General features: G+C 71.4%; 14 protein-coding genes and 1 pseudogene. All 15 read left to right on the top strand.

Features of this window, described 5'->3' with window-relative positions; all coding sequences use genetic code 11:
- Positions 1–123 precede the first annotated feature (123 nt).
- The 15 genes and pseudogenes from OC490_RS07230 (at position 124) to OC490_RS07160 (ending at position 25,433) form a co-directional block, all read left to right on the top strand.
- A pseudogene (locus OC490_RS07230) lies at positions 124–1,499 on the top strand (IS1380 family transposase).
- Positions 1,500–1,967: 468 nt separating this feature from the next.
- The gene (gene ccrA / locus OC490_RS07225; protein ID WP_262056974.1) at positions 1,968–3,332 is read left to right on the top strand and encodes a crotonyl-CoA carboxylase/reductase; all 1,365 of its coding nucleotides are present in this window, start codon (positions 1,968–1,970) and stop codon (positions 3,330–3,332) included.
- 23 nt (positions 3,333–3,355) lie between these two features.
- The gene (locus OC490_RS07220) at positions 3,356–4,354 is read left to right on the top strand and encodes a 3-oxoacyl-ACP synthase III family protein (protein WP_262056973.1); all 999 of its coding nucleotides are present in this window, start codon (positions 3,356–3,358) and stop codon (positions 4,352–4,354) included.
- Positions 4,351–5,253, top strand: a complete 903-nt coding sequence (locus OC490_RS07215) for a 3-hydroxybutyryl-CoA dehydrogenase (protein WP_262056972.1) — start codon at positions 4,351–4,353, stop codon at positions 5,251–5,253. The genes OC490_RS07220 and OC490_RS07215 overlap by 4 nt, the downstream gene beginning before the upstream one ends.
- A 252-nt stretch (positions 5,254–5,505) precedes the next feature.
- Positions 5,506–8,844: a type I polyketide synthase gene (locus OC490_RS07210; protein ID WP_262056971.1), complete on the top strand. Its 3,339-nt coding sequence runs from the start codon at positions 5,506–5,508 to the stop codon at positions 8,842–8,844.
- Between the two features lie 14 nt (positions 8,845–8,858).
- Positions 8,859–14,513: a type I polyketide synthase gene (locus tag OC490_RS07205; RefSeq protein ID WP_262056970.1), complete on the top strand. Its 5,655-nt coding sequence runs from the start codon at positions 8,859–8,861 to the stop codon at positions 14,511–14,513.
- Positions 14,514–14,550: 37 nt separating this feature from the next.
- Complete coding sequence (locus OC490_RS07200) at positions 14,551–16,050, top strand: FAD-dependent oxidoreductase (protein ID WP_262056969.1); 1,500 nt, start codon at positions 14,551–14,553, stop codon at positions 16,048–16,050.
- Complete coding sequence (locus OC490_RS07195; RefSeq protein ID WP_262056968.1) at positions 16,050–17,624, top strand: acyl-CoA carboxylase subunit beta; 1,575 nt, start codon at positions 16,050–16,052, stop codon at positions 17,622–17,624. Before OC490_RS07200 ends, OC490_RS07195 begins: the two co-directional genes overlap by 1 nt.
- Complete coding sequence (locus tag OC490_RS07190; protein ID WP_262056967.1) at positions 17,621–17,863, top strand: acyl-CoA carboxylase epsilon subunit; 243 nt, start codon at positions 17,621–17,623, stop codon at positions 17,861–17,863. The genes OC490_RS07195 and OC490_RS07190 overlap by 4 nt, the downstream gene beginning before the upstream one ends.
- Positions 17,864–17,983: 120 nt before the next feature.
- On the top strand, positions 17,984–19,720 hold the full coding sequence (locus OC490_RS07185; RefSeq protein WP_262056966.1) for an acyl-CoA dehydrogenase family protein: 1,737 nt from the start codon (positions 17,984–17,986) through the stop codon (positions 19,718–19,720).
- Positions 19,717–21,003 (top strand): cytochrome P450, encoded by a 1,287-nt coding sequence (locus OC490_RS07180; protein ID WP_262056965.1) that lies wholly within the window; start codon positions 19,717–19,719, stop codon positions 21,001–21,003. Before OC490_RS07185 ends, OC490_RS07180 begins: the two co-directional genes overlap by 4 nt.
- Positions 21,000–22,235 (top strand): cytochrome P450, encoded by a 1,236-nt coding sequence (locus OC490_RS07175; RefSeq protein ID WP_262056964.1) that lies wholly within the window; start codon positions 21,000–21,002, stop codon positions 22,233–22,235. Before OC490_RS07180 ends, OC490_RS07175 begins: the two co-directional genes overlap by 4 nt.
- 27 nt (positions 22,236–22,262) lie before the next feature.
- Positions 22,263–22,613, top strand: coding sequence for a nuclear transport factor 2 family protein (locus tag OC490_RS07170; protein ID WP_262056963.1), 351 nt, complete (start codon positions 22,263–22,265; stop codon positions 22,611–22,613).
- Between the two features lie 269 nt (positions 22,614–22,882).
- A complete protein-coding gene (locus OC490_RS07165; protein ID WP_262056962.1) occupies positions 22,883–24,340 on the top strand; it encodes an MFS transporter in 1,458 nt (485 codons plus the stop codon).
- Between the two features lie 40 nt (positions 24,341–24,380).
- On the top strand, positions 24,381–25,433 hold the full coding sequence (locus tag OC490_RS07160) for a ketoacyl-ACP synthase III family protein (protein ID WP_262056961.1): 1,053 nt from the start codon (positions 24,381–24,383) through the stop codon (positions 25,431–25,433).
- Positions 25,434–25,481: the final 48 nt, after the last annotated feature.

The raw sequence follows: 25,481 nt of genomic DNA, 5'->3' as shown, positions 1-25,481 counted from the left end.
GCCTCGCGCTTTCACGAAGCCCGGTGTCCGACGGGTGGTCGGACAAACAAAAAGTGCCTCTGAACAGCAGGAATGAGGATTGTCGAGGTCCTTGTTCCTGTCACCGTCGGAGGCACTTCCCAGGTGAAGAAGCGTATCGGTTCCTACCCTCGGGTCCGCGTCGGGGGCGGTGGCCGGACAGTGGTCTCGCAGGAAAGAGGCATCCTGCTGGTGGAGACGGTCCGCAAGACCGGGCTGGGTCGGGTGATATCGACGGCCCTGACACCGTGGCGCAGGCCGCGGGCGGTGCACGATCCGGGGAAGATCCTGCTGGATGTGGCCCTCGCGGTCGCGCTCGGCGGGGACTGCCTGGCATACGTGGGCATGCTGCGGGCCGAGCCGGCCGTGTTCGGTGCGGTGGCCTCCGATCCCACCGTCTCCCGCCTCATCGATTCCCTCGCATCAGTCGGGCCGAAGGCCCTGGCGGCGATCCGCACCGCGCGGGCGCAAGTCCGCGAGAAGGTCTGGAAGTAGGCCGGGGCGGCGGCTCCGGACATGGGCGGGCAGGTGATCGTGGACATCGACGGGGTGCTGGTGCTGGCGCACTCCGAGAAGCAGGACGCCTCCGCGACCTTGGAGAAGACGTTCGGGCGCCACCCGTTGATGGGCTTCGTCGACCACGGAAGCGGCGGCAGCGGGGAGCCGGTGGCCGGCCTGCTGCGACCCGGGAATGCGGGCAGTAACACCGCCAGCGATCACATGGAGACCGCCGAACTCGCCCTGGCCCAGCTGCCGAAGAAGTACCGGCGAGGCGGCCGGACGCTGATCCGTACCGATTCCGACGGTGGCACTCACGAGTTCACAGCCTGCCTCGCCAAGCGCGGCCGGCGGTTGTCCTACTCGGTCGGGATGACCATCACCGACGCCATCCACCACGCCGTTCTGCGGGTTCCCGCCACGGCCTGGACGGTGGCTGTCGAGTCGGGCGGGGAAATCCGCGACGGCACCCTGGGTCGCCGAGCTCGACGGTGACGTGCTCAAGGGCTGGCCGATCGACATGCGGCTGACCGTCCGCAGGAACGTCCGCATCCCGGCGCCCAGTTCGGTTCACCGACGCCGACGGACTGCCGCTCACCTGCTTCGCCACCAGCACCGCCGGCACTCCCATCGTCCAGCTGGAGCTGCGGTACCGCCGACGCGCTCGCGCCGAGGACCGCACGCGAAACGCCCGTGCCACCGACCTGCGCAACCTGCCCTTGCACGACACCGCCCAGAACCGGATCTGGCTGGAGATCGTCCAGCTCGCACCTGACCTGCTCGCCTTGATGCCGATGCTCGCCCTGGCCGGCAAAGCCCGCAGATGAGAGCCCCGCCGACTGCGACTCCGCCTGTTCTCCGCCGCCGCCCAGCTCGTCACCACCGGCCGACGTCGGCAGCTGAAATGCGCCCGCCACTGGCCCTGGACCGACGTCGTCACCGACGCGATCCGGCAGTTCGACACCCTCCCGAACCCCGACTGAGCAGGCACATCAAGCGGCCCGTCGAACCTGAACCACCCCACCGGAACCGTGGAACCCGGTGCACACCCGACGCGACAACCGGGACATCAGCCTGCCCGCAACCTGCCCAACAGACCGAAACGGCCCGCCATTTGAACTGACGAGCCATCACGAAAGATCGAGGTTAGGGGGCTGTAGGGGTGGTAAGGGGTGGGGGACAACAGTTCGCACCGCGTAACGTCTTTATCGCAAACGGAAGTTCGGGGGATCATCCGTAGGGGTCCTCCGCCGTCTGTACGCACCGGATTCCGACCCAGCGACGTGCCGGATACCGGCCCTTTCTCTCGCTCGAACCGAGCAGCCCGACATTCATCGGCGGTGTTGTCCGCCGGCGGTTGCGGTTCGGCTCTCTTTCTCGAATTCCCGCTGCCGGCATGCGTGTTCTCGCGCTGCCGCGCGGCGGACATCCGCCGACGACGAAGGAATGGCATGGACTCTTTGGCTGATGCTCTGCTGAACGGAGCCGGCGCGGAGACCCTGGAGCGAGAACCCCTCCCGGAGGACTACCTCGCCGTGCACCCCCGCCGCGAGGACGTCGACATGTTCGGCGACGACGCCGACAAGGACGTACGCCGCTCGCTCCACGTGGGCCGGGTGCCGATGCCGGAGCTGGCCCCCGACGAGGTGCTCGTCGCGGTCATGGCCAGCTCCATCAACTACAACACCGTCTGGTCCGCGACCTTCGAGCCGGTGTCCACCTTCGGGTTCCTGCGGAAGCTGGGCGCGCAGGGCGGCTGGGCCGAACGCCACGACCAGCCCTACCACGTGCTCGGCTCGGACGCCGCAGGCGTCGTCGTGCGGGTGGGCGCCGGGGTGCGCCGCTGGCGGGCCGGGGACCATGTCACCGTCAGCTGCGTGCAGGTCGACGACCAGGAGCCGGCCACCCACGCCGACGGAATGCTCGGCGCCGAGCAGCGTATCTGGGGATACGAGACCAACTTCGGCGGGCTCGCCCACTACACCGTCGTACGGGCCAGTCAGCTGCTCACCAAGCCCACCCATCTGACGTGGGAGGAGTCGGCGAGCACGATGCTGACCGCCGCCACCGCCTACCGCATGCTGATCAGCGACCGAGGCGCCCGCATCAAGCAGGGCGACATCGTTCTGATCTGGGGCGCCACCGGCGGACTCGGTGGCTTCGCCGTCCAGTTGGTCAAGAACGCCGGTGGCATCCCGGTCGGCGTGGTCAGCTCCGAGGCCAAGGCCCGCCTGCTGCGCGGACTCGGCTGCGACGTCATCATCAACCGCGAGGAGATCGGACTCGGCAGGAACGAGGAACTCACCCCCGAGCGCGCCGCCGAACTCGGCCGCAGGCTCGGCCGGGTCATCCGCAGCGAGACCGGCGAGGACCCGCACGTCGTTTTCGACTTCATCGGCGAGGCCACGTTCCCGCTGTCGGTGTTCGTCGTGCGGCGCGGCGGCACGGTGGTCACCTGCGGCTCCAGCACCGGCTACTGGCACCGGTACGACAACCGCTACCTGTGGATGAACCTCAAGCGGATCATCGGCAGCCACGCCGCCAACCTCCAGGAGCAGTGGGAGTGCAACCGGCTGTTCCAGCTCGGCAAGCTGGTGCCGATCCTCTCCGAGGTCCGTCCCCTCACCGAGGCCGCCGAGGCCGCCCGGCTCGTGCAGAACAACCGGCACATCGGAAAGGTGGGCGTACTCGCCCTGGCTCCCGAAACCGGCCTCGGCGTCACCGACCTCGAACTACGCGAACGCATCGGCGCCCAGACGCTCAACCCGCTGCGCGACCTGTCGCAGCAGACCCGAATACCGGCGCTGGCCGGCTGACGCACGCGGGAGACGTGACTGCCATGGTGAACCAAGCGATAGGCATCCTCGGAACGGGCTCGTACCTGCCCAAGGACGAGGTCAGCAACGAGGAGGTGGCACGCCGGGCCGGAGTGACCGCCGAGTGGATCGAGCGCAAGACCCAGATCCGCTCCCGTCGCTACGCGGCGCCCGACCAGGCCACGTCGGACCTCGGCGTCAAGGCCGCCGAGAAGGCACTGCAGCAGGCGGACCTCGCCCCCGACCAACTCGACTACCTCGTCGTCTCCACCTCCACCGGAGACTTCCCGCAGCCCCCGACCTCCTGTCTCATCCAGCACCGGCTCGGTGCCTACGGCGCGGCCTGCCTCGACATCAACGTCGTGTGCAGCGGCTTCGTCTACGCCCTTGAGGTCGCCCGCAATCTCCTCGCGGCCCGGCCCGGTGCGCACGCGCTGGTGGTCGCCGCCGACGTCTACTCCCGGATCCTGGACCTCACCGACCGCAAGACCGCCGTGCTCTTCGCCGACGGAGCCGGCGCGGCCGTTCTGGGCGCTGTCCCCGACCCGTACGGGATCCTCGACACCGACCTGGTCAGCCGGGGCGACGCGCACGCCCTCATCCGCGTCGAGGCCGGCGGCAGCCGGCGGCCCGCCTCCGCGGAGACGCTCGCCGACGGCGGCCACCACTTCCGCATGGACGGCCGCGGCGTACGCGACTTCGTCGCCGAGAACGTCCCCGGGGCCCTGCGCGGCATCGTCGACCGGGCCGGGTTCGCGATGACCGACATCGACCACTTCGTGCCCCACCAGGCCAACGGTGTGATGCTCACGGACCTGGTCGAGGTCAGCGGACTCGGCGGCGCGACCACCCACCGTACGCTGGAACGCTTCGGCAATGTGGGGAGCGCCTCCGTGCCGGTCGCCCTCGACGACGCCAACCGCTCCGGGGCGCTGCGGGACGGCGACCTGGTGCTCATGGCCGGGTTCGGCGGCGGCATGGCGATGGGCACCACCCTGATGCGCTGGGCGGTGACGGCATGACCAGCCCCGCACCCACCACCGCACTCGCCTCCGCCCGGCACGGCGGCGCGATCGAACGGATCGGCATCGTCGGCTGCGGCACCATGGGCGCCGGCATCGCGGAGATCGGCGCTCGGGCCGGGCTCGACGTCCGGGTCGCGGTCTCCTCCGACGCTTCCGCCGCGCGCGGCCGCCGCCGCATCCTCGACTCCCTCGACCGTGCCGTGGCGAAGGGACGCGTCGCAGAGGCCGACCGCGACGCCGCGCTGGACCGGATCGAGTTCACCGCCGACCTGGCCGGCCTAGCCGACCGCCAGCTCGTCGTCGAATCCGTCAGGGAGGACGAGCAGGTCAAGCGGGAGGTGTTCGCCTTCCTGGACAAGGTCGTCTCCGATCCCGACGCGATCCTGGCGACCAACACCTCCTCGCTGTCCGTCGCCCGCCTCGCCCGGGCCACCGAGCGCAGCGGCCACGTCATCGGCATCCACTTCTTCAACCCCGTACCCGCCCTGCCGCTGGTGGAGATCGTCCCGTCCGTCCTCACCCACCGGGACACCACCGAACGCGCCACACGCTTCGCCACGGGTCTCGGCAAGACCGTCATCGAGGCACCCGACCGGGCCGGATTCGTCATCAACGCCCTGCTGTTCCCCTACCTCCTCTCCGCGATCCGGATGGTCGACACCGGCCTCGCCACCGCCGAGACCATCGACCGCGGCATGCAGCTCGGCTGCTCGCACCCCCTCGGACCGCTTCGGCTCGCCGACCTCATCGGCCTGGACACCACGGCGGCCATCGCCGAGGCCATGTACGAAGAGACCAAGGAACCCCTCTACGCCCCGCCTCCGCTGCTGCTGCGCATGGTCGAGTGCGGAATCCTCGGCAAGAAATCAGGGCGGGGTTTCTACAGCTACTCCTGAACGCTGACCGCCGATAGTCGATTTACGGTTTCCGGTTGTGGCTGTCTGCTGCCGAATTAACCATTCGGATTTCGCTTTTGGGTTTCCTCCTTTCGCCGTAACGGCCGTCGGGCCATACCGCCGACACGTCCGACGGTCGCGATTTCTCACCCTCACGTCCGAACAGGCCCGCTTCTCCTACCCGGCGGCGACCCGTATCCATATCCGCAGTGCCGCTGCTCTGCAGGCCATCCGTATTCCGGAAGGAAGAGAATGTCCCTCGAAACCGAGGCCGGAAAGACCGTCCGGCACGACCTGCCGCGCGACGCGGTGGCCGTCGTCGGAATGTCCTGCCGATTCCCCGGCGCCGGCGACCCGGACGCCTTCTGGCAGCTTCTGCGCGGCGGCCGTGACGCCCTGTCGCAGCCGCCCGCGGACCGCACGGACCTGCACGCCGAGAACCGGGCACCGGCCGGATACCTCGACGACGTCGCCCACTTCGACCCCGAGTTCTTCGGCATCTCTCCGCGCGAGGCCACCGGCATCGACCCGCAGCAGCGGCTCGTCCTGGAACTTGTGTGGGAAGCCCTGGAACACGCCGGAATCGTCCCAGGCACGCTGCACGGCACCCGCACCGGTGTCGTCGTGGGCGCGATGTGGGACGAGTACGCCAAGCTCGCCCACGAACGCGGCGCCGACGCCGCCACCCACTCCACGATCACCGGGGTCAGCCGTGGCGCGATCGCCAACCGCGTCTCCTACACCCTGGGCCTGCGGGGCCCCTCTCTCGTGGTCGACACCGCACAGTCGTCGTCCCTCGTCGCCGTCCAGCTGGCCTGCGAACAACTCGTACGCGGCGACGCCGAGTTCGTCCTGGCCGGCGGGGTCAGCCTCAACCTCACCCCGGAAAGCTTCACCGTCGCCGAGAAGTTCGGCGCCCTTTCCCCGCAGGGCCGGGCCTTCACCTTCGACGAGCGCGCCGACGGCTACGTCCGCGGAGAAGGCGCCGGCATCGTCGCCCTGAAACTGCTCAGCCAGGCCCTCGAGGACGGCGACGTCGTCCACGGCGTCATCCGCGGCGGCGCCGTCAACAACGACGGCGGCGGCACCACCCTCACCGCACCCAGCGCCGAGGCCCAGCAGGACCTGCTGCGCCGCGCCTACGACCGCACGGGTGTCGACCCCGCCGACGTGCGGTTCGTCGAGCTCCACGGCACCGGGACCCGCGTCGGCGACCCCGTCGAGGCAGCCGCCCTGGGCGAGGTCCTCGGCCGCTCCCGTCGCGCCGGAAGCCCGCTGGCGGTCGGATCGGTGAAGACCAACATCGGCCACCTGGAAGGCGCGGCCGGAGTCGCCGGACTCGTCAAGGCCCTGCTGTGCCTGCGCGAGGGCACCCTCGTGCCGAGCCTCAACTTCCGTACACCTCACCCCGACATTCCGCTCGACGAGCTGAACCTCACCGTCAACACCGAGCTGCTGCCCCTGCCCGACGGCGAAGTGCTCGCCGGTGTCAGCTCCTTCGGCATGACGGGCACCAACTGCCACCTCATCCTGTCCCGTTGGCAGTCTGAGCCGGCATCCGCGCCCGCCGGGCTGGACAGCCCGGGTTCCGTCCTGCCGTTCGCGCTGTCGGGACGGACCGAGCGCGCTTTGCGGGACCAGGCGGCCCACCTGCGCGACCATCTCGCCGACCGGCCCGGGATGCCGCTCGTGGACGTGGCGCACTCGCTCGCGGTCACCCGCACCCAGTTCGCACACCGCACGGTCCTTCTGGCCGCCGACCATGACGAGCTTCGTGTGGCTCTCGACGCGGTTGCTCAGGGCAGGTCCAGTGCTTTCGCTGCGACGGGGGTGGTCGGGGCGGGTGGGACGGCGTTCTTGTTCACGGGTCAGGGGAGTCAGCGGGTTGGTATGGGGCGGGAGTTGTATGCCGTTTTTCCGGTGTTCGCGGCTGCGTTGGATGCGGTGTGTGGGGAGTTGGACGGGTATCTGGAGCGTCCGCTGAAGGACGTCATGTTCTGTGACGATGTGGGTGGGTTGCTGGATCGGACGTGGTTTACGCAGTGTGCGTTGTTCGCGTTCGAGGTGGCGTTGGCGCGGTTGTGGGAGAGCTGGGGGGTGCGGCCGGATTATGTGGCCGGTCATTCGGTGGGTGAGCTGGCTGCGGCGCATGTTGCGGGGGTGTGGTCGCTGGCGGATGCGTGCCGTTTGGTGGCGGCGCGGGGCCGGTTGATGCAGGGCTTGCCGGCGGGGGGGGCGATGGTGTCGGTGCAGGCGTCGGAGGCGGAGGTGCTGGCGACGCTGGTGGACGGGGTGTCGGTGGCGGCGTTGAACGGGCCGGTGTCCACGGTGGTTGCCGGGGATGAGGATGCGGTGCTGGAGGTGGCCGCGTACTGGCGGGCGCAGGGGCGTAAGACGAAGCGGTTGCGGGTTTCGCATGCTTTTCATTCGCCTCGGATGGAGCCGATGCTGGCGGAGTTCCGGCGGGTCGCGGAGGAGTTGTCGTATGCGGCGCCGTCGGTTCCGGTGGTCTCCAATCTGACCGGTCGCACGGCGGCCGTGGAGGAGATCACTTCGGCTGAGTACTGGGTGCGTCATGTCCGGGAGGCCGTCCGATTCGCGGACGGTATCGGTGAGTTGAACGCCCTGGGTGTCTCCACGTATCTGGAGATCGGTCCGGACGCCGTGCTCACGGCCATGGCCCGCGACACCCTCACGGAAGCCGGCACGCGGGTGCTGCTCAGTGCCGCGCAGCGGCGCGAACGGTCCGAGGCTCGGACACTGCTGACCGCGTTCGCCGAGCTGTGGACGCGGGACGCTGCGGCCGACTGGCGTAGCCTGCTGGTCCGTTCCGGCGCCCGTCCGGTGGATCTGCCCACCTACGCCTTCCAACGCAGCCGTTACTGGCTGGAGGCAGACCCGGCGGCCCTTGCGCCCGCTGTGTCCGTGACCCCCGTTCGACGGGAGCCGGAGGCCGCTACGGCGGCCGATGGCGTCCTCTCACCGGCCGAAGTCCTCGCCGGGCTCCCGGAGTCCGAGCGGGTGGAGTACCTGCGGGACATCGTCCAGGCCGAGATCGCCGCCGTCCTCGGCTACGGCCACCCCGCGCAGGTCGATCCGGAGAAGTCCCTGAAGGACCTGGGCTTCGACTCCATGGCCGCGGTCACCCTGCGCAATCGGCTCGGTGAGGTCACGGGCCAAGAGCCGCCCGCGACCCTGGCGTTCGACCACCCGACACCGCAGGCGATCGCCACCTTCCTGGCCTCGCGCGTCCCGTCGGTCGTGACGGCCGGTGCCGCGAGGGCCGAGTCCGACCTCGACGGCCTCGCCGCCGGACTGCTGGCGGCGGCGGAGGACGCCACCGCCCGCGAACGGATCGTCGAGCGGCTGGAGTCCCTCCTGCGCGAGGTGGCCGCGACGCAGGCCGCCCGCCCCGGCGACCGCCTGACGGACCCCGCCGGTGTCACGGTTCCCGCCGGCCTGGCAGACCCCGCCGGCCTGGCAGACCCCGCCGGCCTGGCAGACCCCGCCGGCCTGACGGACCTCGAGGGCCTGACGACCGACGACGAACTCTTCGCATTCATCGACAACGAGCTCGGCACCACCTCGTGACAAGGAAGCCAACCATGACTGATCAGGACACGAAGCTCCGTGACTACCTGAAACGGGTGACGGTCGAGCTCCAGGAGACACGGCGCCGGCTCAAGGACGCGGACGACCGGCGCACCGAGCCCCTGGCGATCGTCGGCATGAGCTGCCGTTTCCCGGGCGGGGTCCGCACGCCGGAGGACCTCTGGGACCTGGTGGCCGCCGGCCGGGACGCCATATCCGGCTTCCCCTCCGACCGCGGCTGGGACCTAGAGGGCCTGTACGACCCCGACCCGGAGCGCACCGGCACCTCCTACGCGAAGGAGGGCGGATTCCTCTACGACGCCGCCGGCTTCGACGCCGGCTTCTTCGGCATCAACCCGCGTGAGGCGCTGGCCATGGACCCGCAGCAGCGGCTGTTCCTGGAGGCATCCTGGGAGGCCGTCGAGAGCGCCGGCATCGACGCCGCGACGCTGCGCGGCAGCCGGACCGGTGTCTATGCCGGCTGCGTCAGCGACGACTACCAGCTGATGCTCACCCAACCCCCGGAGGGCACCGAGGCGTACCGGATGACCGGCACCGCCACCAGCGTCCTGTCGGGCCGGGTGGCCTATACCTTCGGCTTCGAGGGTCCGGCCGTCACCGTGGACACCGCCTGCTCGTCGTCGCTGACCGCCCTGCACCTGGCCGCCCAGGCGCTGCGCCAGGGCGAGTGCACGCTCGCCCTGGTCGGCGCGGTCACGGTGATGGCCACACCGTCCGGGTTCGTGGACTTCAGCCGGCAGCGCGGCCTCGCTCCTGACGGCCGCTGCAAGCCCTTCGCGGACGCGGCCGACGGCACCGGTTTCGCGGAAGGGGTTGGTGTCCTCGTCGTCGAGCGGTTGTCGGAGGCTCGCCGCAACGGGCACCGTGTCCTCGCGGTGGTCCGGGGCAGCGCGATCAACCAGGACGGTGCCAGCAACGGTCTCACGGCCCCCAACGGCCGTTCCCAGCAGAAGGTCATCCGCGCGGCACTGGCATCGGCGGGGCTGACCACGGCCGACGTGGATGTGGTCGAGGCGCACGGCACCGGCACGAAGCTCGGTGATCCGATCGAGGCGGGTGCGCTGCTGGCGACGTACGGACAGGACCGACCGGCCGACCGGCCGCTGTGGCTCGGCTCGGCGAAGTCCAATATCGGCCACACCCTCGCCGCCGCAGGCATCGCCGGCATCGTCAAGATGGTCATGGCGATGCGCCACGGAGTGCTGCCGCGCACGCTGCACGTGGACAAGCCCTCGACCTACGTCGACTGGACATCGGGGTCCCTCGCCCTTCTCACCGAGGAGCAGCCCTGGCCCGAGACCGGCCGTCCGCGCCGGGCCGGTGTCTCCTCCTTCGGCATGAGCGGTACGAACGCCCACGTCATCCTGGAACAAGCTCCTGCCGCCGAGCCCACCGAAGCCGTTCCCGCCGGGGAATCCAAGGCCGCCGAGCCGACCCCGCTGCCCCTGGTCCTGTCCGCCAAGACCTCCACGGCGTTGCGGGATCAGGCGGCGCGGCTGCTGGCGCACGCCGAGTCGCATCCGGAACTGTCCTTCGACGACCTGGGGCTGTCGCTGGTCACCACCCGTTCTGTGTTCGAGCAGCGTGCGGTGGTGGTGGGCACGGGGCGGGCTGAACTCCTTGCTGGTGTGGAGGGGTTGGTGCGGGGTGGTGGGGTTGCGGGTGTGGTGGCTGGTGAAGCCGGTGTGGTCGGTAGGCGGGTGTTTGTGTTTCCGGGTCAGGGGTCGCAGTGGGTGGGGATGGCGGTGGAGTTGTTGGATTCCTCGCCGGTGTTTGCTGCGCGGCTGGGTGTGGTGGCGGGTGTGGTGGAGCGGTTTGTGTCGTGGCGGGTGGAGGACGTGCTGCGGGGGGTGGAGGGTGCCGCGTCGTTGGAGCGGATCGAGGTGGTGCAGCCGGTGTTGTTCGCGGTGCATGTCGCGCTGGCGGAGTTGTGGGTGTCGTTCGGGGTGGTTCCGGATGCGGTGGTGGGTCATTCGCAGGGGGAGATTGCGGCGGCGTGTGTGGCGGGTGCGTTGAGTGTGGAGGATGCGGCGCGGTTGGTGGTGGTGCGTTCGCAGGTGTTCGCGGAGGAGTTGGTGGGGCGGGGTGCGGTGGCGTCGGTGGCGTTGTCGCGTGTTGATGTCGAAGCCCGGATTGAGGCGGGGTTTGCGGGCCGGTTGTGGGTGGCGGGGGTGAATGGTCCGGCGCAGGTGACGGTGGCGGGTGCGGTGGGGCCGTTGGAGGAGTTGGTGGCGGTTCTGTCGGGTGAGGGGGTGCGGGCGCGGGTGATTGCGGCGACGGTTGCTTCGCACAGTCCTCAGGTGGAGGCGTTGCGGGGGCGGTTGGGCGAGCTGCTGGCGTTTGTGCGGCCGCGGCGGGGGCGGGTTCCGTTGTATTCGACGGTGACCGGTGGGGTGTTGGACGGTTCGGAGTTGGATGCGGGGTACTGGTTCGAGAACTGTCGGCGTCCGGTGTTGTTCGAGCCTGCTGTCAGGGCCCTGCTGGGGGACGGGTTCCGGGTGTTTGTGGAGTCCAGTGCGCATCCGGTGCTGGTCGCGTCGGTGGCGGAGACCGCCGAGGACGGCGGGGTGGATGTTGTGGTGGCGGGGTCGTTGCGGCGCAAGGAGGGCGGCCGGGAGCGCTTTTTGACTTCGCTGGCGACGCTGTGGGTCAAGGGTGTTGGGGTCGACTGGAGGCAGGCCTTCACCGGACGCTACGCACACCCCGTCGACCTGCCCACCTACCCCTTCCAACACACCCACTACTGGGCCGCGCCGGCCACGGTCCAGCAGCCCGACACCTCCGACGAACCGTTCTGGCAGGCCGTGGCGGCCGGTGATGCGGAGGTTCTCGCCAAGGTCGTGGGCGCCGACGACCGTGACGCCGTCGCCGCCGTACTGCCCGCCCTCACCGACTGGCACCGCAGGCGCACCGAGCACACCTGGCAGGCGTCCTGGCGCTACCTCGACGGCTGGCGTCCGCTGCCCGGGCCCGCGGTCCCCGGGCTCAGCGGAAGCTGGTTCGTCGTCGCGGGCCCGGACCAGGAGGAACTCGCGTCCGCCGCGGCACGGATGCTCGAGCGGCACGGTGCCCGCGCCGTGGCCCTGCCCGTGGACGAGGCGGGCGTCGAACGGACCGCGCTGGCCCGTCGTATCGGCACGGAGGTCGCAGGCGTACCGGATCTGTCCGGTGTCCTGTCGCTGCTGCCCGCCCGTTACGGCGCCGACCCCGCCGGCGGCAGACCGGCTCTCGGCACCCTCGTGCTGGCGCAGGCGCTGGCCGACATGGAGGTGACCGTGCCGCTGTGGGCGGTCACCCGCGGTGCTGTCGCCACCGGGGACGGGGACCCGGTCACCGCCCCCGCCCAGGGGCAGGTGTGGGGCCTCGGTCAGTCCGCCGAACTGGAACTGCCGTACTGGGGCGGCCTGGTGGACCTGCCGGCCGACCTCGACGACCGCGTACTGTCCCACTGGGCGGCGACGCTCGGTGGCCTCGGTGAGCACCGGAACGAGAACCAGGTGGCGGTGCGGGCGAACGGGCCGCTCGCGCGCCGGCTGCTGCCCGCCCCCGTCCGCAACACCGCCCGGGTGACCCCCTGGTGCCCGCACGGAACCGTGCTGATCACCGGCGGAACCGAACCGCTGGGCGCGCGTGTGGCCCGTTCGCTGGCCGACGCCGGAGCCGGGCATCTGATCCTGACGACAGGGCCCGAGACCATCGGCACCGAGGAAGCCTCCGCGCTCGTCGACGGGCTCCGTGCCGCGGGTGCGGACGTCACCCTCGTCTCCTGCGACCTTGCCGACCGGGCCGCCGTGGCGGCCGTTCTCGACACGGTTCCCGCCGACGCGCCGCTCACCGCGGTCGTGCACACCGTCGGCACGCGCGAGGAGGCGACCCTCGGTTCGCTCACCCCCGAGCATCTCGACCGTGCCGTACGCGAACGGGTCACCGGTGCCTGGCATCTGCACGAGCTGACCGCGGACCGGGAGCTGACGGCGTTCGTGCTGTTCTCCTCGATCGCCGCCCGGTTCAGCGCGGGACTGGGCCTCGGCTCGTACGCCGCGGCCGCCGCCCATCTCGACGCCCTGGCCGCCCAGCGGGCCGGCCTGGGGCTGCCGGTCACCGCCATCGGGTGGGGCCTGTGGGAGGACGAGGTCGTCTCGGGAACCGACCCGGGTACCGCGGCCGACCGTCTGCGCAGGCTGCGTGACCGCGGTACGCCCGCCCTGCCCGCTCCGGCCGCGGTCGCTGCGCTCGCCGGTGCTCTGGAGCGCGGTGACCGTCTCGCGGTCGTCGCGGACGTCGACTGGGAGCGGCTGCTGGGCAGGCTGGCGACGGGCCGGCCCGCGCCGCTGCTGTCGGAGGTGCCCGAGGTCCGGCGGCTGGTGCGTGCCACGGCCGTGAGCGAGGGCCCGTCGGCCTCGGGAACCGGGCTGAGCGGACTCGCCGGGCGTACGCCGGCGGACGCCCGGCCGCAGGTGCTCGACGCGGTCAGGGGGGCCGTCGCGGCGGTCCTGGGAGTCGACCCGGCTGCGGTGTCGACCCGGCGCGGATTCCTCGAGCAGGGCATGGACTCCGTCACCACCCTCGAACTGCGCAACCGCCTGCTCGCCACCGGCGTACCGGACATCACGGCCCGTACGATCTTCGAACTGCGCACGCCCGAGGCCCTGGCCGACCACGTCACGGCGCGTCTGACGAGCGCCGCCGTCGCCTCGGGCACCCTGCCGGAGGCGGGCTTCCGTGTCGGCGCGGGAACGGGCGGTGCGGGAACCACCGGCGCGGGAACCACCGGTGCCGACCGGTCGCCGGCCACCCCCGACGACGATCCCTTCACCCCCCTCTTCTCCCACTTCGCTGAGGCCCAACGCAGCGGCCGTACCCCCGAGTTCACCGCCAGGCTGCTCGAACTCTCCCGCTCCCGCCCCGCTTTCACCCAACCCGACCGGGCCGACCTGCCCGAGCCGGTCCTGCTCGCCGAGGACACCCGGCGGGACGACCGGCAGCCGGTCCTGCTGTGCTTTCCGTCCGTCCTCGCAAGCTCCGGCCCGCACCAATACGCCCGGTTCGCAGCGCAGTTCGCAGGAACCCGGGACGTCGTCGCCTTCTCGCTGCCCGGCTTCCGGGCCGGGGAACGGGTGCCCGCGAACCTCGACGCGCTGGTCGAGGCCGCCGCCGTCGCCGTACGCGAGCAGGCGGCCGGCCGGCCCTACGCCCTCGTCGGCCATTCCTCGGGCGGGCTGCTGGCCCACGTCGTCGCCCGCCATCTGGAGACCCACGACCTGCGACACCCCGACGGGCTCGTCCTCATCGACGCCGGCGGCCCCGAGGCCCTCGCGAACGCGGCCGGGACCGCGCTGCTGCGGGGCATGTCCGAGCGGACCGCCGAGTTCATCCTGCTGGACGACACCCGGCTCACCGCCATGGGCGCCTACCTGCGCGTCCTCGGCGACGCCGTACCGCAGCGCTCCCGGACCGCGACGCTGTTCGTGCGGGCCTCCGCACCGGTGCCGGGGCTGTCGGCCGAGACCCCGTGGCGGGCCGACTGGCCGTACGCCCACTGGTCCGTCGACGTGCCCGGCGATCACTTCGACGTCATCCAGGACCGCGTGGAGGACACCGCGCGTTCCGTCGACCGCTGGCTCTCCACCGCCCTCACCCAGGCCTGAACTCACCCAGGCCAAGCCGAACAAGGAGCAACCCACCATGACAACACCGGTGCTGATCGTCGGCGCCGGGCCGGTCGGCCTGGCAGCGGGCTGCGAGCTGCTCAGACTGGGCGTACCGGTCCGGATCCTGGACGCGGCCGCGGACCGCCTCAAGGGCACGCGCGCCCTGCAGCTGTGGCCGCCGGCCCTCGACGTGCTGCGCGGACTCGGCCTGCTCGGCTCCGCGGAGAGCCGCGGCCTGCGGGTGCGGACCATGAGCTACCACCTCGCCGGCAGCCGACGCCTGAAAGTCGCCCTCGGCTCCGTCAACGAACCCCTGCTGCTGCCCCAGGAGCAGACCAACGCCCTGCTGGAGCAGCGCTTGGAGGAACTCGGCGGCAAGGTCGAGCGTTCCGCCGAGGTCATCCGGGTCGACACCCGCGCCGAAGGCGTGAGCGCCGAGGTGCGAGGTCCGGCCGGCACCGAGACCGTGCATGCCGACTGGCTGATCGCGGCGGACGGCGTGCGCAGCCGGGTCCGCGAGCAACTCGGCATCCAGTTCGCCGGCGACCGCCTCCCGATGACCTTCCTGCTCGCCGAGGGCAGCATCATCGGCTCCTACGAGACCGGGCACGTGCACTACTTCTTCGGCCGTACCGGCGCGCTCGTCTTCGCGCCCATGCGCAACGGCAACGTACGTATCGCCGCCGCGGTCCCCGAGAACACGCCCCTGACACCCGATTTGGTGCAGACGCTGCTCGACGAGCGGGGTCCGGGCGGGCTGCGCGTCGGGCAACTGGACGCGCTGCGCACCTTCACCAGCTCCGAGCGGATCGCGCTGCCGCTGCGCCGGGGCCGCTGCTTCCTCGTCGGGGACGCCGCCCACACCCACTCGCCCGTGGGCGGCCAGGGCCTCAACCTGGGGCTCCAGGACGTGCACAACCTGGCGTGGAAGCTCGCAGGGGTCATCCAGGGACGGCTCACGCCCGGCATCCTCGACAGCTACGAACGCGAACGGCGCCAGGCCGCCGAGCAGATCGTGCACACCACCCACCAGATGATCCGCATGTTCACACTCGGACCCACTGCGGCCCGGGTGCGCAACCTGTCCTGGCGCGGACTCGACGCCACCGGCGTGCTGCGCCGCTGGTTCGTGCCGCTGCTCGCGGGGTGGCGGATTCGCTACTCGGGGCCCCTGTCCGCGGACGGCTCGGCCTCGCGGCTGCCCGGCCGCGGCCCCGCGCTGCTGCTGAAGAACCTTCCGCCGGCCGGCGCGCGCACCCCCCACTGGGTGCCCCGCACCGGTACCGACGTCCAGTCCGTGTTCCGGCTGCTGACCCTGGGCCCGCCCGGCGGCGAACTGGTGCGCAGGGGCCGGTCGTTGGCGGCCCGCCGCTCCGGCGTGCTCACCCACGACCACCTGCCGCGCCGCGGTGCCGGCTTCCTGCTGCTGCGACCCGACGGCTATGTGGCCGCGAGCGGCACCACACCGTCGGGACTTGACCAGGTCGAGGAGCTGCTCGACCGGCTCGCCGTACCACAGAGGAGTGAGACCTGATGACGACGACCGCGATGCCCGCGACGACCACCGAAGGAAGCGTGGAGGAGCTGCTGCGGCTCAAACGCAGTGCTCGCGAGGGCGGCGATCCCGCGGCCACCGAACGCCAGCACGCCAAGGGCAAGCTGACCGCGCGCGAACGCATCGAGCTGCTGCTCGACGAAGGGTCCTTCCAGGAGATCGAGGCACTGCGCCGGCACCGGGCGACCGGCTTCGGCATGGAGGCCAAGAAGCCCTACACGGACGGTGTCGTCACCGGCTGGGGCACGGTCGAGGGCCGTACCGTCTTTGTCTACGCGCACGACTTCCGCATCTTCGGCGGCGCACTGGGCGAGGCCCACGCGGCCAAGATCCACAAGTTGATGGACCTCGCGGCGGCCGCCGGAGCACCCCTGGTGTCGCTCAACGACGGTGCCGGCGCCCGGATCCAGGAGGGCGTGACCGCGCTCGCCGGCTACGGCGGGATCTTCCAGCGCAACACCCGCAACTCCGGGGTCATCCCGCAGATCAGCGTGATGCTCGGCCCGTGCGCGGGCGGCGCGGCCTACAGCCCCGCCCTGACCGACTTCGTCTTCATGGTCCGCGAGACCTCGCAGATGTTCATCACCGGACCGGACGTCGTCCAGGCCGTCACCGGCGAACAGGTCTCGCAGAACGGGCTCGGCGGGGCCGACGTGCATGCCTCCGTCTCGGGCGTGTGCCATCTCGCCTACGACGACGAGGAGACCTGCCTGGAGGACGTCCGCTACCTGCTGTCCCTGCTGCCCGCCAACAACCGCGAACTACCGCCGCACGTCGCCACCGGCGACCCCTTCGACCGGAGCACCGAGCGGCTGGCGGACCTGGTGCCGGCCGACCCCGGACTGTCGTACGACATGCGGACCGTCATCGAGGAGATCGTCGACGACGGCGAGACGTTCGAGGTGCACCCCACCTGGGCGACCAACGTCCTGTGCGTGCTCGCCCGGCTGGACGGCCATGTCACCGGCATCGTCGCCAACCAGCCGAGCGCCATGGCCGGTGTCCTCGACATCCACGCAAGCGAGAAGGCGGCCCGCTTCGTGCAGATGTGCGACGCGTTCAACATCCCGATCCTGACCCTGGTCGACGTCCCCGGCTTCCTGCCCGGCGTGGACCAGGAGCACGGCGGGATCATCCGGCACGGAGCGAAACTCCTGTACGCCTACTGCAACGCGACCGTGCCCCGGGTCTCCCTCATCGTGCGCAAGGCGTACGGCGGCGCGTACATCGTCATGGACTCCCGCTCCATCGGCGCGGACGTGGCCCTCGCCTGGCCGTCGAACGAGATCGCCGTGATGGGCGCGGAGGGCGCGGCGAACGTCATCTTCCGCCGGGACATCGCCGCCGCCAACGACCCCGACGCGGTGCGCGCGCAGAAGATCAAGGAGTACAAGGCCGAGCTGATGCACCCCTACTACGCGGCCGAACGCGGCCTCGTCGACGACGTCGTGGATCCGGCTGAGACCCGCGCCACGCTCGTCGCCACCTTCGCCATGCTGCGGACGAAACACGCTGAACTGCCCTCGCGCAAGCACGGGAACGCACCCGCATGAGCGGCGTCGGCCCCCTTTCCGATCCCTCGTCGGTGCTGCGGGTCACCCGGGGCGAGCCCACCGCGGCCGAACTCGCTGCCGTCACCGCCGTACTCCTCGCCGCCCGGCAGACGCCCAGCCCCGAGAACACGCCCAACTCCCTCGCCGGGCAGGCCCGCTGGGAGCGCGCACCGCTTCCCGGCGGCCCTCACGCCGCCCACCGCCCCGCCGGTTCCTGGCAGGCACACCGCACCCGGTGACCCCGGCCCTGATCAGGGGCCGTGCCGCCCCGGTCAGGGGTTGGAAGTAGGGGTCGGCCGTTTCTAGCGTCAGTTCCGGAAGTCCCGGAGCACATCCCGGACGCATCAAGGAGTCCCATCATGAACTCGCGGTCCGACGACCGTTCGAGCGCGCCCGCTCGCGGAATCCTGCCCGGCCTCGCATCCGGCCGGCTCCGCTGGGACGCGCTGGACCCCTTCCCGGAGCGCACCCCCGAGGAGCGGGCCGCCGACGAGAAGACCGTCGCCGACATCGCAGCCTTCTACGAGCGGCATGTCGACCCGGAGGAACTCGACCGCACCCGCACCCTCCCGGAGGACTTCCTCGACGACCTCCAGCGGCGGGGCTACCTCAGGCTGGGCGTCGGCCCCGAACTCGGCGGCCTGGACCTCTCCTCGTACGCCGTCTTCGAGGCGGTGGCACGCGCCGCTCAGTGGTCCGTGCCCGCCGCCCAGATCATGGCGATCCAGGCCGGCGTCGGCGCTCCCGCGATGCTGCCCGCCCTGCCCGAGGGCCCGCTCGCCACCCATGTGCGCCGCCGGATCACCGAGGGCACCGTCTCCGGATTCGGCGACACCGACCACGCCGGGCAGAACAACTCCCGTCCTGTGCTCACCGCGACACCCACCCCGGACGGCACGGCCTACGAGCTGACCGGCGACAAGCTCTTCATCGGCAACGGCACCGTGGCCGACCTGCTGCCCGTCTCGGCGGTCCTCGACGATCCCGACCGCAGCCGTGTCGGGGTCTGCTTCGTCGACACCCGCACCCCGGGATTCGAGGTCGCCTCCGCCATCGAGTTCATGGGCAGCAGGGGCCTGCCGAACGGCGCGCTGCGTCTGCACAAGGTGCGGGTGCCCCGTGAGCACGTCCTGGTCGAGGGGGACGGAGACCGGCTGCCCGCCGCCATCGGCTTCCTCGGCCTGGTCGGCCGGCTGCACTTCACCGGGGCCCCCGCTCTCGCCATCGCCCGCAACTGCGCCGAGTGGTCCCGGGACTTCGTCGTCCGCCGCACCGTCGACGGCCGCCCGCTCGGCGACTACGAGCAGATCCAGCGGCTCGTCGCCACGACCGTCGCCGAGGTGTACGCCATGGAGAGCGTGGCTCGCCTCGGTCTGATCGGGGCCGGTCTGAGCGATCGCTGGCTGGAGCAGTTCCTCGCCAAGAACGTCCTGGTGCGCACGGCCGGGCGGATCGCGGACCGCACGGTGTCCCTGCTGGGCGCCGAGGGGTTCGAGACCGTGGCCAGCAAGCGCCGCCGCGGCGCCCCCGACCTTCCCGTCGAGCGTGCCTACCGGGACGCCCGCGGGCTGCGCATCGCCGGCAACGTGGATTTCCAGCTCGACAACCAGGCCGCTCAACTGCTGCTCGCCGCCTTTCACCGCGACCCGGCCCTCGGCCGTGCCGAACCCTCCACCGACCCCGGCCCGTCCACGGACGCCGGTGCCCATCTCACCGAGGCCAACCGCGCCCATCTCACCGCGCTGGCCGAGCACACCGCCGACCTCGCCCGCACCTGCCGGGAACTCGCCGACGGCCACGACGACCTCACCGACCTGTACGCACAGGAGGGCACCCTCGCCCTCGTCGCGCAGACGGCCGCCGAGGTGCTCTCCGTGAGTGCCGCCCTGGCGCGGGCCTCCCATCTCACGAGCACCGGCGAGGACGGCGACGCCCAGGCGCTGGCAGACGTGTACTGCACCGGCGCCCGGCACCGCATCGAATCGGCCAGGCGCCGCCTGGCAGTCGTGCGGTCCGGCGCCGAACCCGACTACGCGGCGATCAGCCGCGCCTGGCTGTCCGTCTCCGGACGCGACCGAGAGGCATCCCAGCGATGACCACTGAAACAACCGCACCCCGTCTGCCCGACGTCTTGGGCGGATTCGACCTCACCGACCAGTCCCGCTACGCGGCCGGCCTGCCCTACGACCTCTTCGCCCGGCTGCGCCGCGAGGCGCCGCTGCTGTACCACCCGCCTGGGCACAGCGCCGACCGCGAGGGCTTCTGGGTGCTGACCCGCCACGCCGACATCGCCTTCGTCACCACCGACCCGGCGTTCTCCGCCCAGGGCGGCGGAGGACGCAAGGGCGGCGGCACCCACCTCGACGACATGCCCGTCGGCGTCCACGCGGGTGTCCTGCTGCCGATGATGGACAACCCGCGCCACGACGCGATCAAGCACCTGCTGACCCCGTCCGTGACGGGACGTGCCGTCGCCGCCCTCGAACAGCGCCTGCGCGGCCTGGCCGCGGACCTGGTGGCCGCCGCCGTGGCCCGGGGGAGCGGGGAGTTCGTCGAAGAGGTGTCCGTGCCCTTCGCGCTGCGCGCCATGGCCGTCCTCCTCGGGGTACCCGAGACGGACTGGGAGCTGCTCACCGGCTGGGTGCGCGAGGTCCTCGGCTTCACCAACCGGCGCACCGGTGAGCCCGACGCCCGCTCGGTGGCCGTCTTCCGCGCCATGCAGGAGTACTTCACCGACTTCGTCGCAGCCCGGCGCGCCACGCCCGGCGACGACCTCGGCGCGCTGATCTCCGCCGGGGAACTGCCCCCGGAGACCGGCCTGCCCCCGCTCACCGACGCCGAACGGGCGGGCAACGCCGTGCTGTTCCTCGTCACCGGGTTCGAACAGCCCCGCAACACCATCGCCGCCGGCGTCCAGGCGTTCACCGAGTTCCCCGACCAGTGGCAGCAGTTGCGCGCAGATCGCGCCCTGCTGCCCGGAGCCGTCGAGGAGATCCTGCGTTGGGCCCCGGCCAACCCCTACACCCGCCGCACCGCCGTACGCGACGTACAGCTGCACGGCGAGACCATCCGGGCCGGCGACAAGGTGACCGTGTGGTGGCCCTCGGCCAACCGCGACGAGGCCGTCCACGACGAGCCCGACCGCTTCGACGTCCGGCGCACCGCCAATCCGCACCTCTCCTTCGGCCACGGACCGCACTACTGCCTCGGTGACGAGGTGGGCCGGCTCCTCATCCGGATGGTGCTCGAAGAACTGCTCGACCACGCCCACGAGATCCGCCCCGCCGGCCCGGTGCGCTGGGGCGCCAACAACAAGCACACCGTCCTGCTCGACCTGCCGGTCGAGTTCACCGCTGACTCCGAGGGATCCCCGTCATGACCGAGACGCTGCCCGAACTGACCGGCACCGGCCCCAGGGTGCTGCCGTACGACCCCTTCGACCCGGCCTTCCACTCCGACCCCTACGCCGTCTACCGGACGCTGCGCGAGACGAGCGGCAACGTCATCCCCACCGAGGCCGGCTACGCCGTGCTCGGCCACCGCGAGCTGTCCGCCGTCCTGCGTGACCCGCGCTTCGGCCGCGGCGACGGCGCCGGTGTGCAGGACACCTACATACCCACCTCCGAGGGCCAGTCCAGGGTGGTGATGTTCATGGACCCACCGGACCACACCCGGCTGCGCTCCCTGATCAACAAGGCGTTCACGCCCCGCATGGTGGAGGCCGTACGGCCCCTCGCGGAGAAGTTCGCCGCCGATCTCCTGGACCGGCTCCGCCGGGAGAGCGGCGGCGCACCGGTCGACCTGGTCGCCGAGTACTTCCGCCCGCTGGGCGCCTACGTCCTCAACGTCCTCGTCGGCGTCCCGGAGAAGTACCTGGCCCGCTGCATCGAGTACGGCAACGACGCCGGCCGCGGCCTCGACCCCAACTACACGCTCTCGCCTGCGGAGTTGGACGCACGTATCGCGGCCCGCGAGGGCTACGTCGAGATATCCCTGGAACTCATCGCCGCGCGCCGCGCCAAGCCGGAGAACGACCTGATGAGCCAGCTCGTCGCCGTCGAGCAGGACGGTGACCGGCTCACCGAGGTCGAGGTGCTGACCACCGCCGCCAACATCTTCCTGGCCGGCTTCAGCGCACCCCAGGCCATGATGGGTGTCTCCGCGCTGGCCCTGTTCCGGCACCCCGAACAACTGGCCTGGTTCCGCGACAACCCCGAGCACACCGCACGCTCCGTCGAGGAGCTGATGCGCTACGACTCCGCCGTCCAGCTGATCAACCGCACCGTCCTCGACGACGCGGAGATCGGCGACACACAGGTCAAGGCCGGCGACGAGGTCTTCATGGTGCTGGGCGCCGCCAACCGCGACCCAGAGGCCTACGACCGTCCCGAGGAACTGGACCTGACCCGCCCGTCGGTCCGCCACCTCGGCTTCGGCCACGGCATCCACTTCTGCGTCGCCGCCCCCATCGCCCGCCTGGTCACCCAGGTCGCGCTGACCACACTCTTCCGGCACGAGGTGGACGCCGTCACCCTCACCCCGCCCACCAACGGCGCGGTGGCTGTGCGCAGTCTCGCCGAGCTGCCGGTCGTCCTGGGTCCGACCAGGTAAACCCCCCATCCGAACAGAGAGGTACCCATGAGCCACGACTACCAGGGGATCGTCGAGAAGTTCATCGACGTCGCCAACGAGGCGGACGACACCCGCCGACGGGCCCTGATCGACGCGCTGTTCACCGAGGACGCCGAGTACTGCGACCCCGACGCCCAGCTGGTCGGCCGGGATGCCATCGACGCCTACCTGGGCCGGCTGAGCAAGAACTTCCCGCCCGGCCTGTCGTTCGGGCTGACGGCCAAGGTCAACGGCCACCACGACCAGGCCCGGTTCTCCTGGCAGTTCGGCCGCCCCGGCGCCGCCGTCGCCGGCGGCACCGACGTCGTCATCATCGAGGGCGAGCGCGTCAAGCGCCTGCACGCCTTCTTCAACTGATCCAGCCGGCCGAACGTGCCGCCCCGGCCTCCCGCCGGGGCGGCCTTCCGTCGTACCCGCACTCCCCCGAGAACATAGGGGTGCCGCCCCTCCGACCTGGGGTTGTCGGTAGGGGGCGACCGTTCCTACGGTCACTGTCAGAGCCGCTCGCCCGCTCATCCCCCGCGTGGGCGAGCGGCCGCGTTCCCCCCGCTCTCCGGGGCACCTCCCTCTCCGTGTTCTTCCACGAACGCCGCACCTGCCCCGCATCCTCAGAAAGAAGGCAGACCGTGGTCACTTCCGACGCCCGATCGCCACGGTGGTCCGGGCTGACGCTCGCCCTGCTGGCGTTCACCCAGTTCATCGTCACGATCGACTACAACATCGTGTACGTGGCGCTCCCCGACATCGGCCGCGAGCTGGGCTTCACCGCCCAGACGCTCCAGTGGGTCGTCAGCGCCTACGCCGTCGCCCTCGGCGGGCTGCTGCTGTTCGGCGGCCGGGCCGTCGACCGCATCGGCCCGCGCCGCATGCTCGTCACCGGCCTTGTCATCTACGCCGTCTCGTCGCTGACCGGCGGCCTGTCCGGCGACCCGGGGCTGCTGGTGGCCGCCCGTGCCGTGCAGGGTGTGGGCGGCGCGCTGCTCACCCCGGCGACCCTGATGCTGATCTTCACCCACTTCGCCGCCGGTCCCGAGCGCAACCGTGCCACCTCCGTGTGGGGCGCCATGGGCGGCGCCGGCCTCGCGGCGGGCTCGCTGCTGGGCGGAGTCCTCACCAACTCGCTCGGCTGGGAGTGGGTGTTCTTCGTGAACGTCCCGCTCGCCCTGATCGCCGCCTTCGCCGCCCCTAACATCCTCCCCGCCGACCGGACCGGCAGCGGTCGCAGCTTCGACGCGCCCGGCGCGGTCATCGCCACCGCCGGCTCCACGCTCCTGGTGTTCGGCCTGGTCAGCGGACCCGACAAGGGCTGGAGCTCGCTCCAGGGCGCAGGCGCTCTGAGCGCTGGCCTGGTGCTGCTGGCCGTCTTCGTCCTGGTCGAGAAGGCCACCGCCGACCCGCTGGTCCCGCTGCAGCTGTTCAAGCTGCGTGGTCTGAACGTCGCCATGCTTGCGATGATCGTCTTCCAGGCCTCGCTGGGCGGCACCTACTACCTGCTCACTACCTACCTCCAGGACGTGCTCGGCTACAGCCCGCTCGCCGCGGGCCTGGCGTTCCTGCCGCCGACCGTCGTCTCCATGGCCGTCTCGATGAAGCTCAACGCCAAGGCGCTCGGCAAGTACGGCGTCCGCACCACCCTGTTCTGGGGCACCGTCGTCACCGGCGTCGGCCTCGCGGCGATCGTCGCCGGGATGACCACGGACGGGTCCTACTGGACCGTGCTGCCGGGCATCGTGATCTGGGGCGCCGGCGGCGGCTTCGCCTTCCCGTCGCTGTTCGTCGCCGTCGCCGCGTCCGGCGCCGCCCCCGCACAGCAGGGTGTCGCCTCCGCCCTGGCCTCCACCTCCCGCCAGATCGGCGGCGCGCTGGGCCTGGCCGCCCTGGTCGCCGTCGTCACGGCCAGCCTGCACGGCTCCGGCGCCGTCCCGCCGGCCTCGGATCTGATCGGTGGCCTGCGCACCGCCGGCTGGGTGGCCGTGGTGGCCGCCTTCGTCGGCGCGGTCATCGGCCTGGGCCTGAAGAAGCAGCCCCGGCCCAGCGCCGCCCCGGTCCCCGACACCTCCAAGGCGGCCGTCGCCGCCGAATGACCGGCGCCGCACGCCCCATCCGTGACCAAGGAGAACACCCATGCAGTGGAACGACATCTACGTCAGCGCCGGCGCGGCCTGGCTGGGGGAACCCGAGGACGTGCTCGACGCCGTCGCCGACGGCCGCTACGACGCGGAGGAGTGCAAGGAGGACGACTACCTGGCGGTGCGCGTGGCGGGGGAGGAGTCCCCGGCCGACATGACGGTGGCCGCGGCCAAGAAGGCCCTTGCCCGCTCCGGCACCGCAGCGGATGACATCGCCCTGTTCCTGCACGCCACCACGTCCTTCCAGGGGCTGGACCACTTCACCCCGGTGTCGTACATCCTCGACCGCGCCGTCGGCGGCACGGCACCCGCGCTGGAGGTCAAGCAGGCCTGCAACGGCGGTATGGCCTCGATCGAGGTGGCCGCCGCCTATCTCTCGGCGATGCGCTCCGGACCGGACTCGGCGCTGGTGACCACCGGCGACAAGTTCAACCTGCCCGGGTACGACCGCTACCGCTCCGACAAGGGCATGCTCCGCGGCGACGGTGCCACCGCGCTGGTGCTGTCCCGCCGCCCCGGCGTGGCCAGGCTGCTGTCCACCGCCCTGCTGGACGACCCCACCCACGAAGGGGTCTACCGAGGCCAGGGCGAATGGGCCTCGGGCAGCGGCGAACACGGCTGGCCGGTGAACCTGCGGGCCCGCACCAAGCAGTACCTGGAGCGCGGGCAGACCACGGTCCCCGAACTCGTGCAGTCGATCACCGTACGGGAGCAGGAGACCATCCACCGGGCGCTCGCGGACGCGGGCATCACCGGCGACGAGGTGGCCCGGTTCGTCTTCCCCAACGCGGGCCGAACCCTGGTCGACTGGGACTCCCGCGCCCAGGCCTTCGGCGTCACCGAGGAGAAGGCCCTGTGGCACTGGGGCCGCCAGGTCGGCCACATCGGCGCGGGCGACCAGGCCGCCGGGCTGGTCCACCTGCTGGAGACGGGCGCCGTGTCGCCCGGCGACAAGGTGCTGCTCTTCGGCATCGGCGGTGGCTTCCACTTCGGCTGCGCCGTCCTGGAGATCCTCGAACAGCCCGAGTGGGACAGCAGCACCGACTGACACCCCGGAGGCGGGCGGGAACGGCTGGACCGTCGTCCCCGTCGGTCC

Origin of the sequence: Streptomyces sp. STR69 (assembly GCF_024519455.1) — a bacterium.
GTDB lineage: Bacteria > Actinomycetota > Actinomycetes > Streptomycetales > Streptomycetaceae > Streptomyces.
Note: the sequence above shows the minus strand (reverse complement) of the source record. Positions and strands in the feature narration are given on the sequence as shown.

Excerpts from the sequence above, each read along its gene's own strand:
- ccrA (WP_262056974.1), top strand. The coding sequence starts at position 1,968 with ATGGACTCTTTGGCTGATGCTCTGCTGAACGGAGCCGGCGCGGAGACC.
- OC490_RS07220 (WP_262056973.1), top strand. The coding sequence starts at position 3,356 with ATGGTGAACCAAGCGATAGGCATCCTCGGAACGGGCTCGTACCTGCCC.
- OC490_RS07215 (WP_262056972.1), top strand. The coding sequence starts at position 4,351 with ATGACCAGCCCCGCACCCACCACCGCACTCGCCTCCGCCCGGCACGGC.
- OC490_RS07210 (WP_262056971.1), top strand. The coding sequence starts at position 5,506 with ATGTCCCTCGAAACCGAGGCCGGAAAGACCGTCCGGCACGACCTGCCG.
- OC490_RS07205 (WP_262056970.1), top strand. The coding sequence starts at position 8,859 with ATGACTGATCAGGACACGAAGCTCCGTGACTACCTGAAACGGGTGACG.
- OC490_RS07200 (WP_262056969.1), top strand. The coding sequence starts at position 14,551 with ATGACAACACCGGTGCTGATCGTCGGCGCCGGGCCGGTCGGCCTGGCA.
- OC490_RS07195 (WP_262056968.1), top strand. The coding sequence starts at position 16,050 with ATGACGACGACCGCGATGCCCGCGACGACCACCGAAGGAAGCGTGGAG.
- OC490_RS07190 (WP_262056967.1), top strand. The coding sequence starts at position 17,621 with ATGAGCGGCGTCGGCCCCCTTTCCGATCCCTCGTCGGTGCTGCGGGTC.
- OC490_RS07185 (WP_262056966.1), top strand. The coding sequence starts at position 17,984 with ATGAACTCGCGGTCCGACGACCGTTCGAGCGCGCCCGCTCGCGGAATC.
- OC490_RS07180 (WP_262056965.1), top strand. The coding sequence starts at position 19,717 with ATGACCACTGAAACAACCGCACCCCGTCTGCCCGACGTCTTGGGCGGA.
- OC490_RS07175 (WP_262056964.1), top strand. The coding sequence starts at position 21,000 with ATGACCGAGACGCTGCCCGAACTGACCGGCACCGGCCCCAGGGTGCTG.
- OC490_RS07170 (WP_262056963.1), top strand. The coding sequence starts at position 22,263 with ATGAGCCACGACTACCAGGGGATCGTCGAGAAGTTCATCGACGTCGCC.
- OC490_RS07160 (WP_262056961.1), top strand. The coding sequence starts at position 24,381 with ATGCAGTGGAACGACATCTACGTCAGCGCCGGCGCGGCCTGGCTGGGG.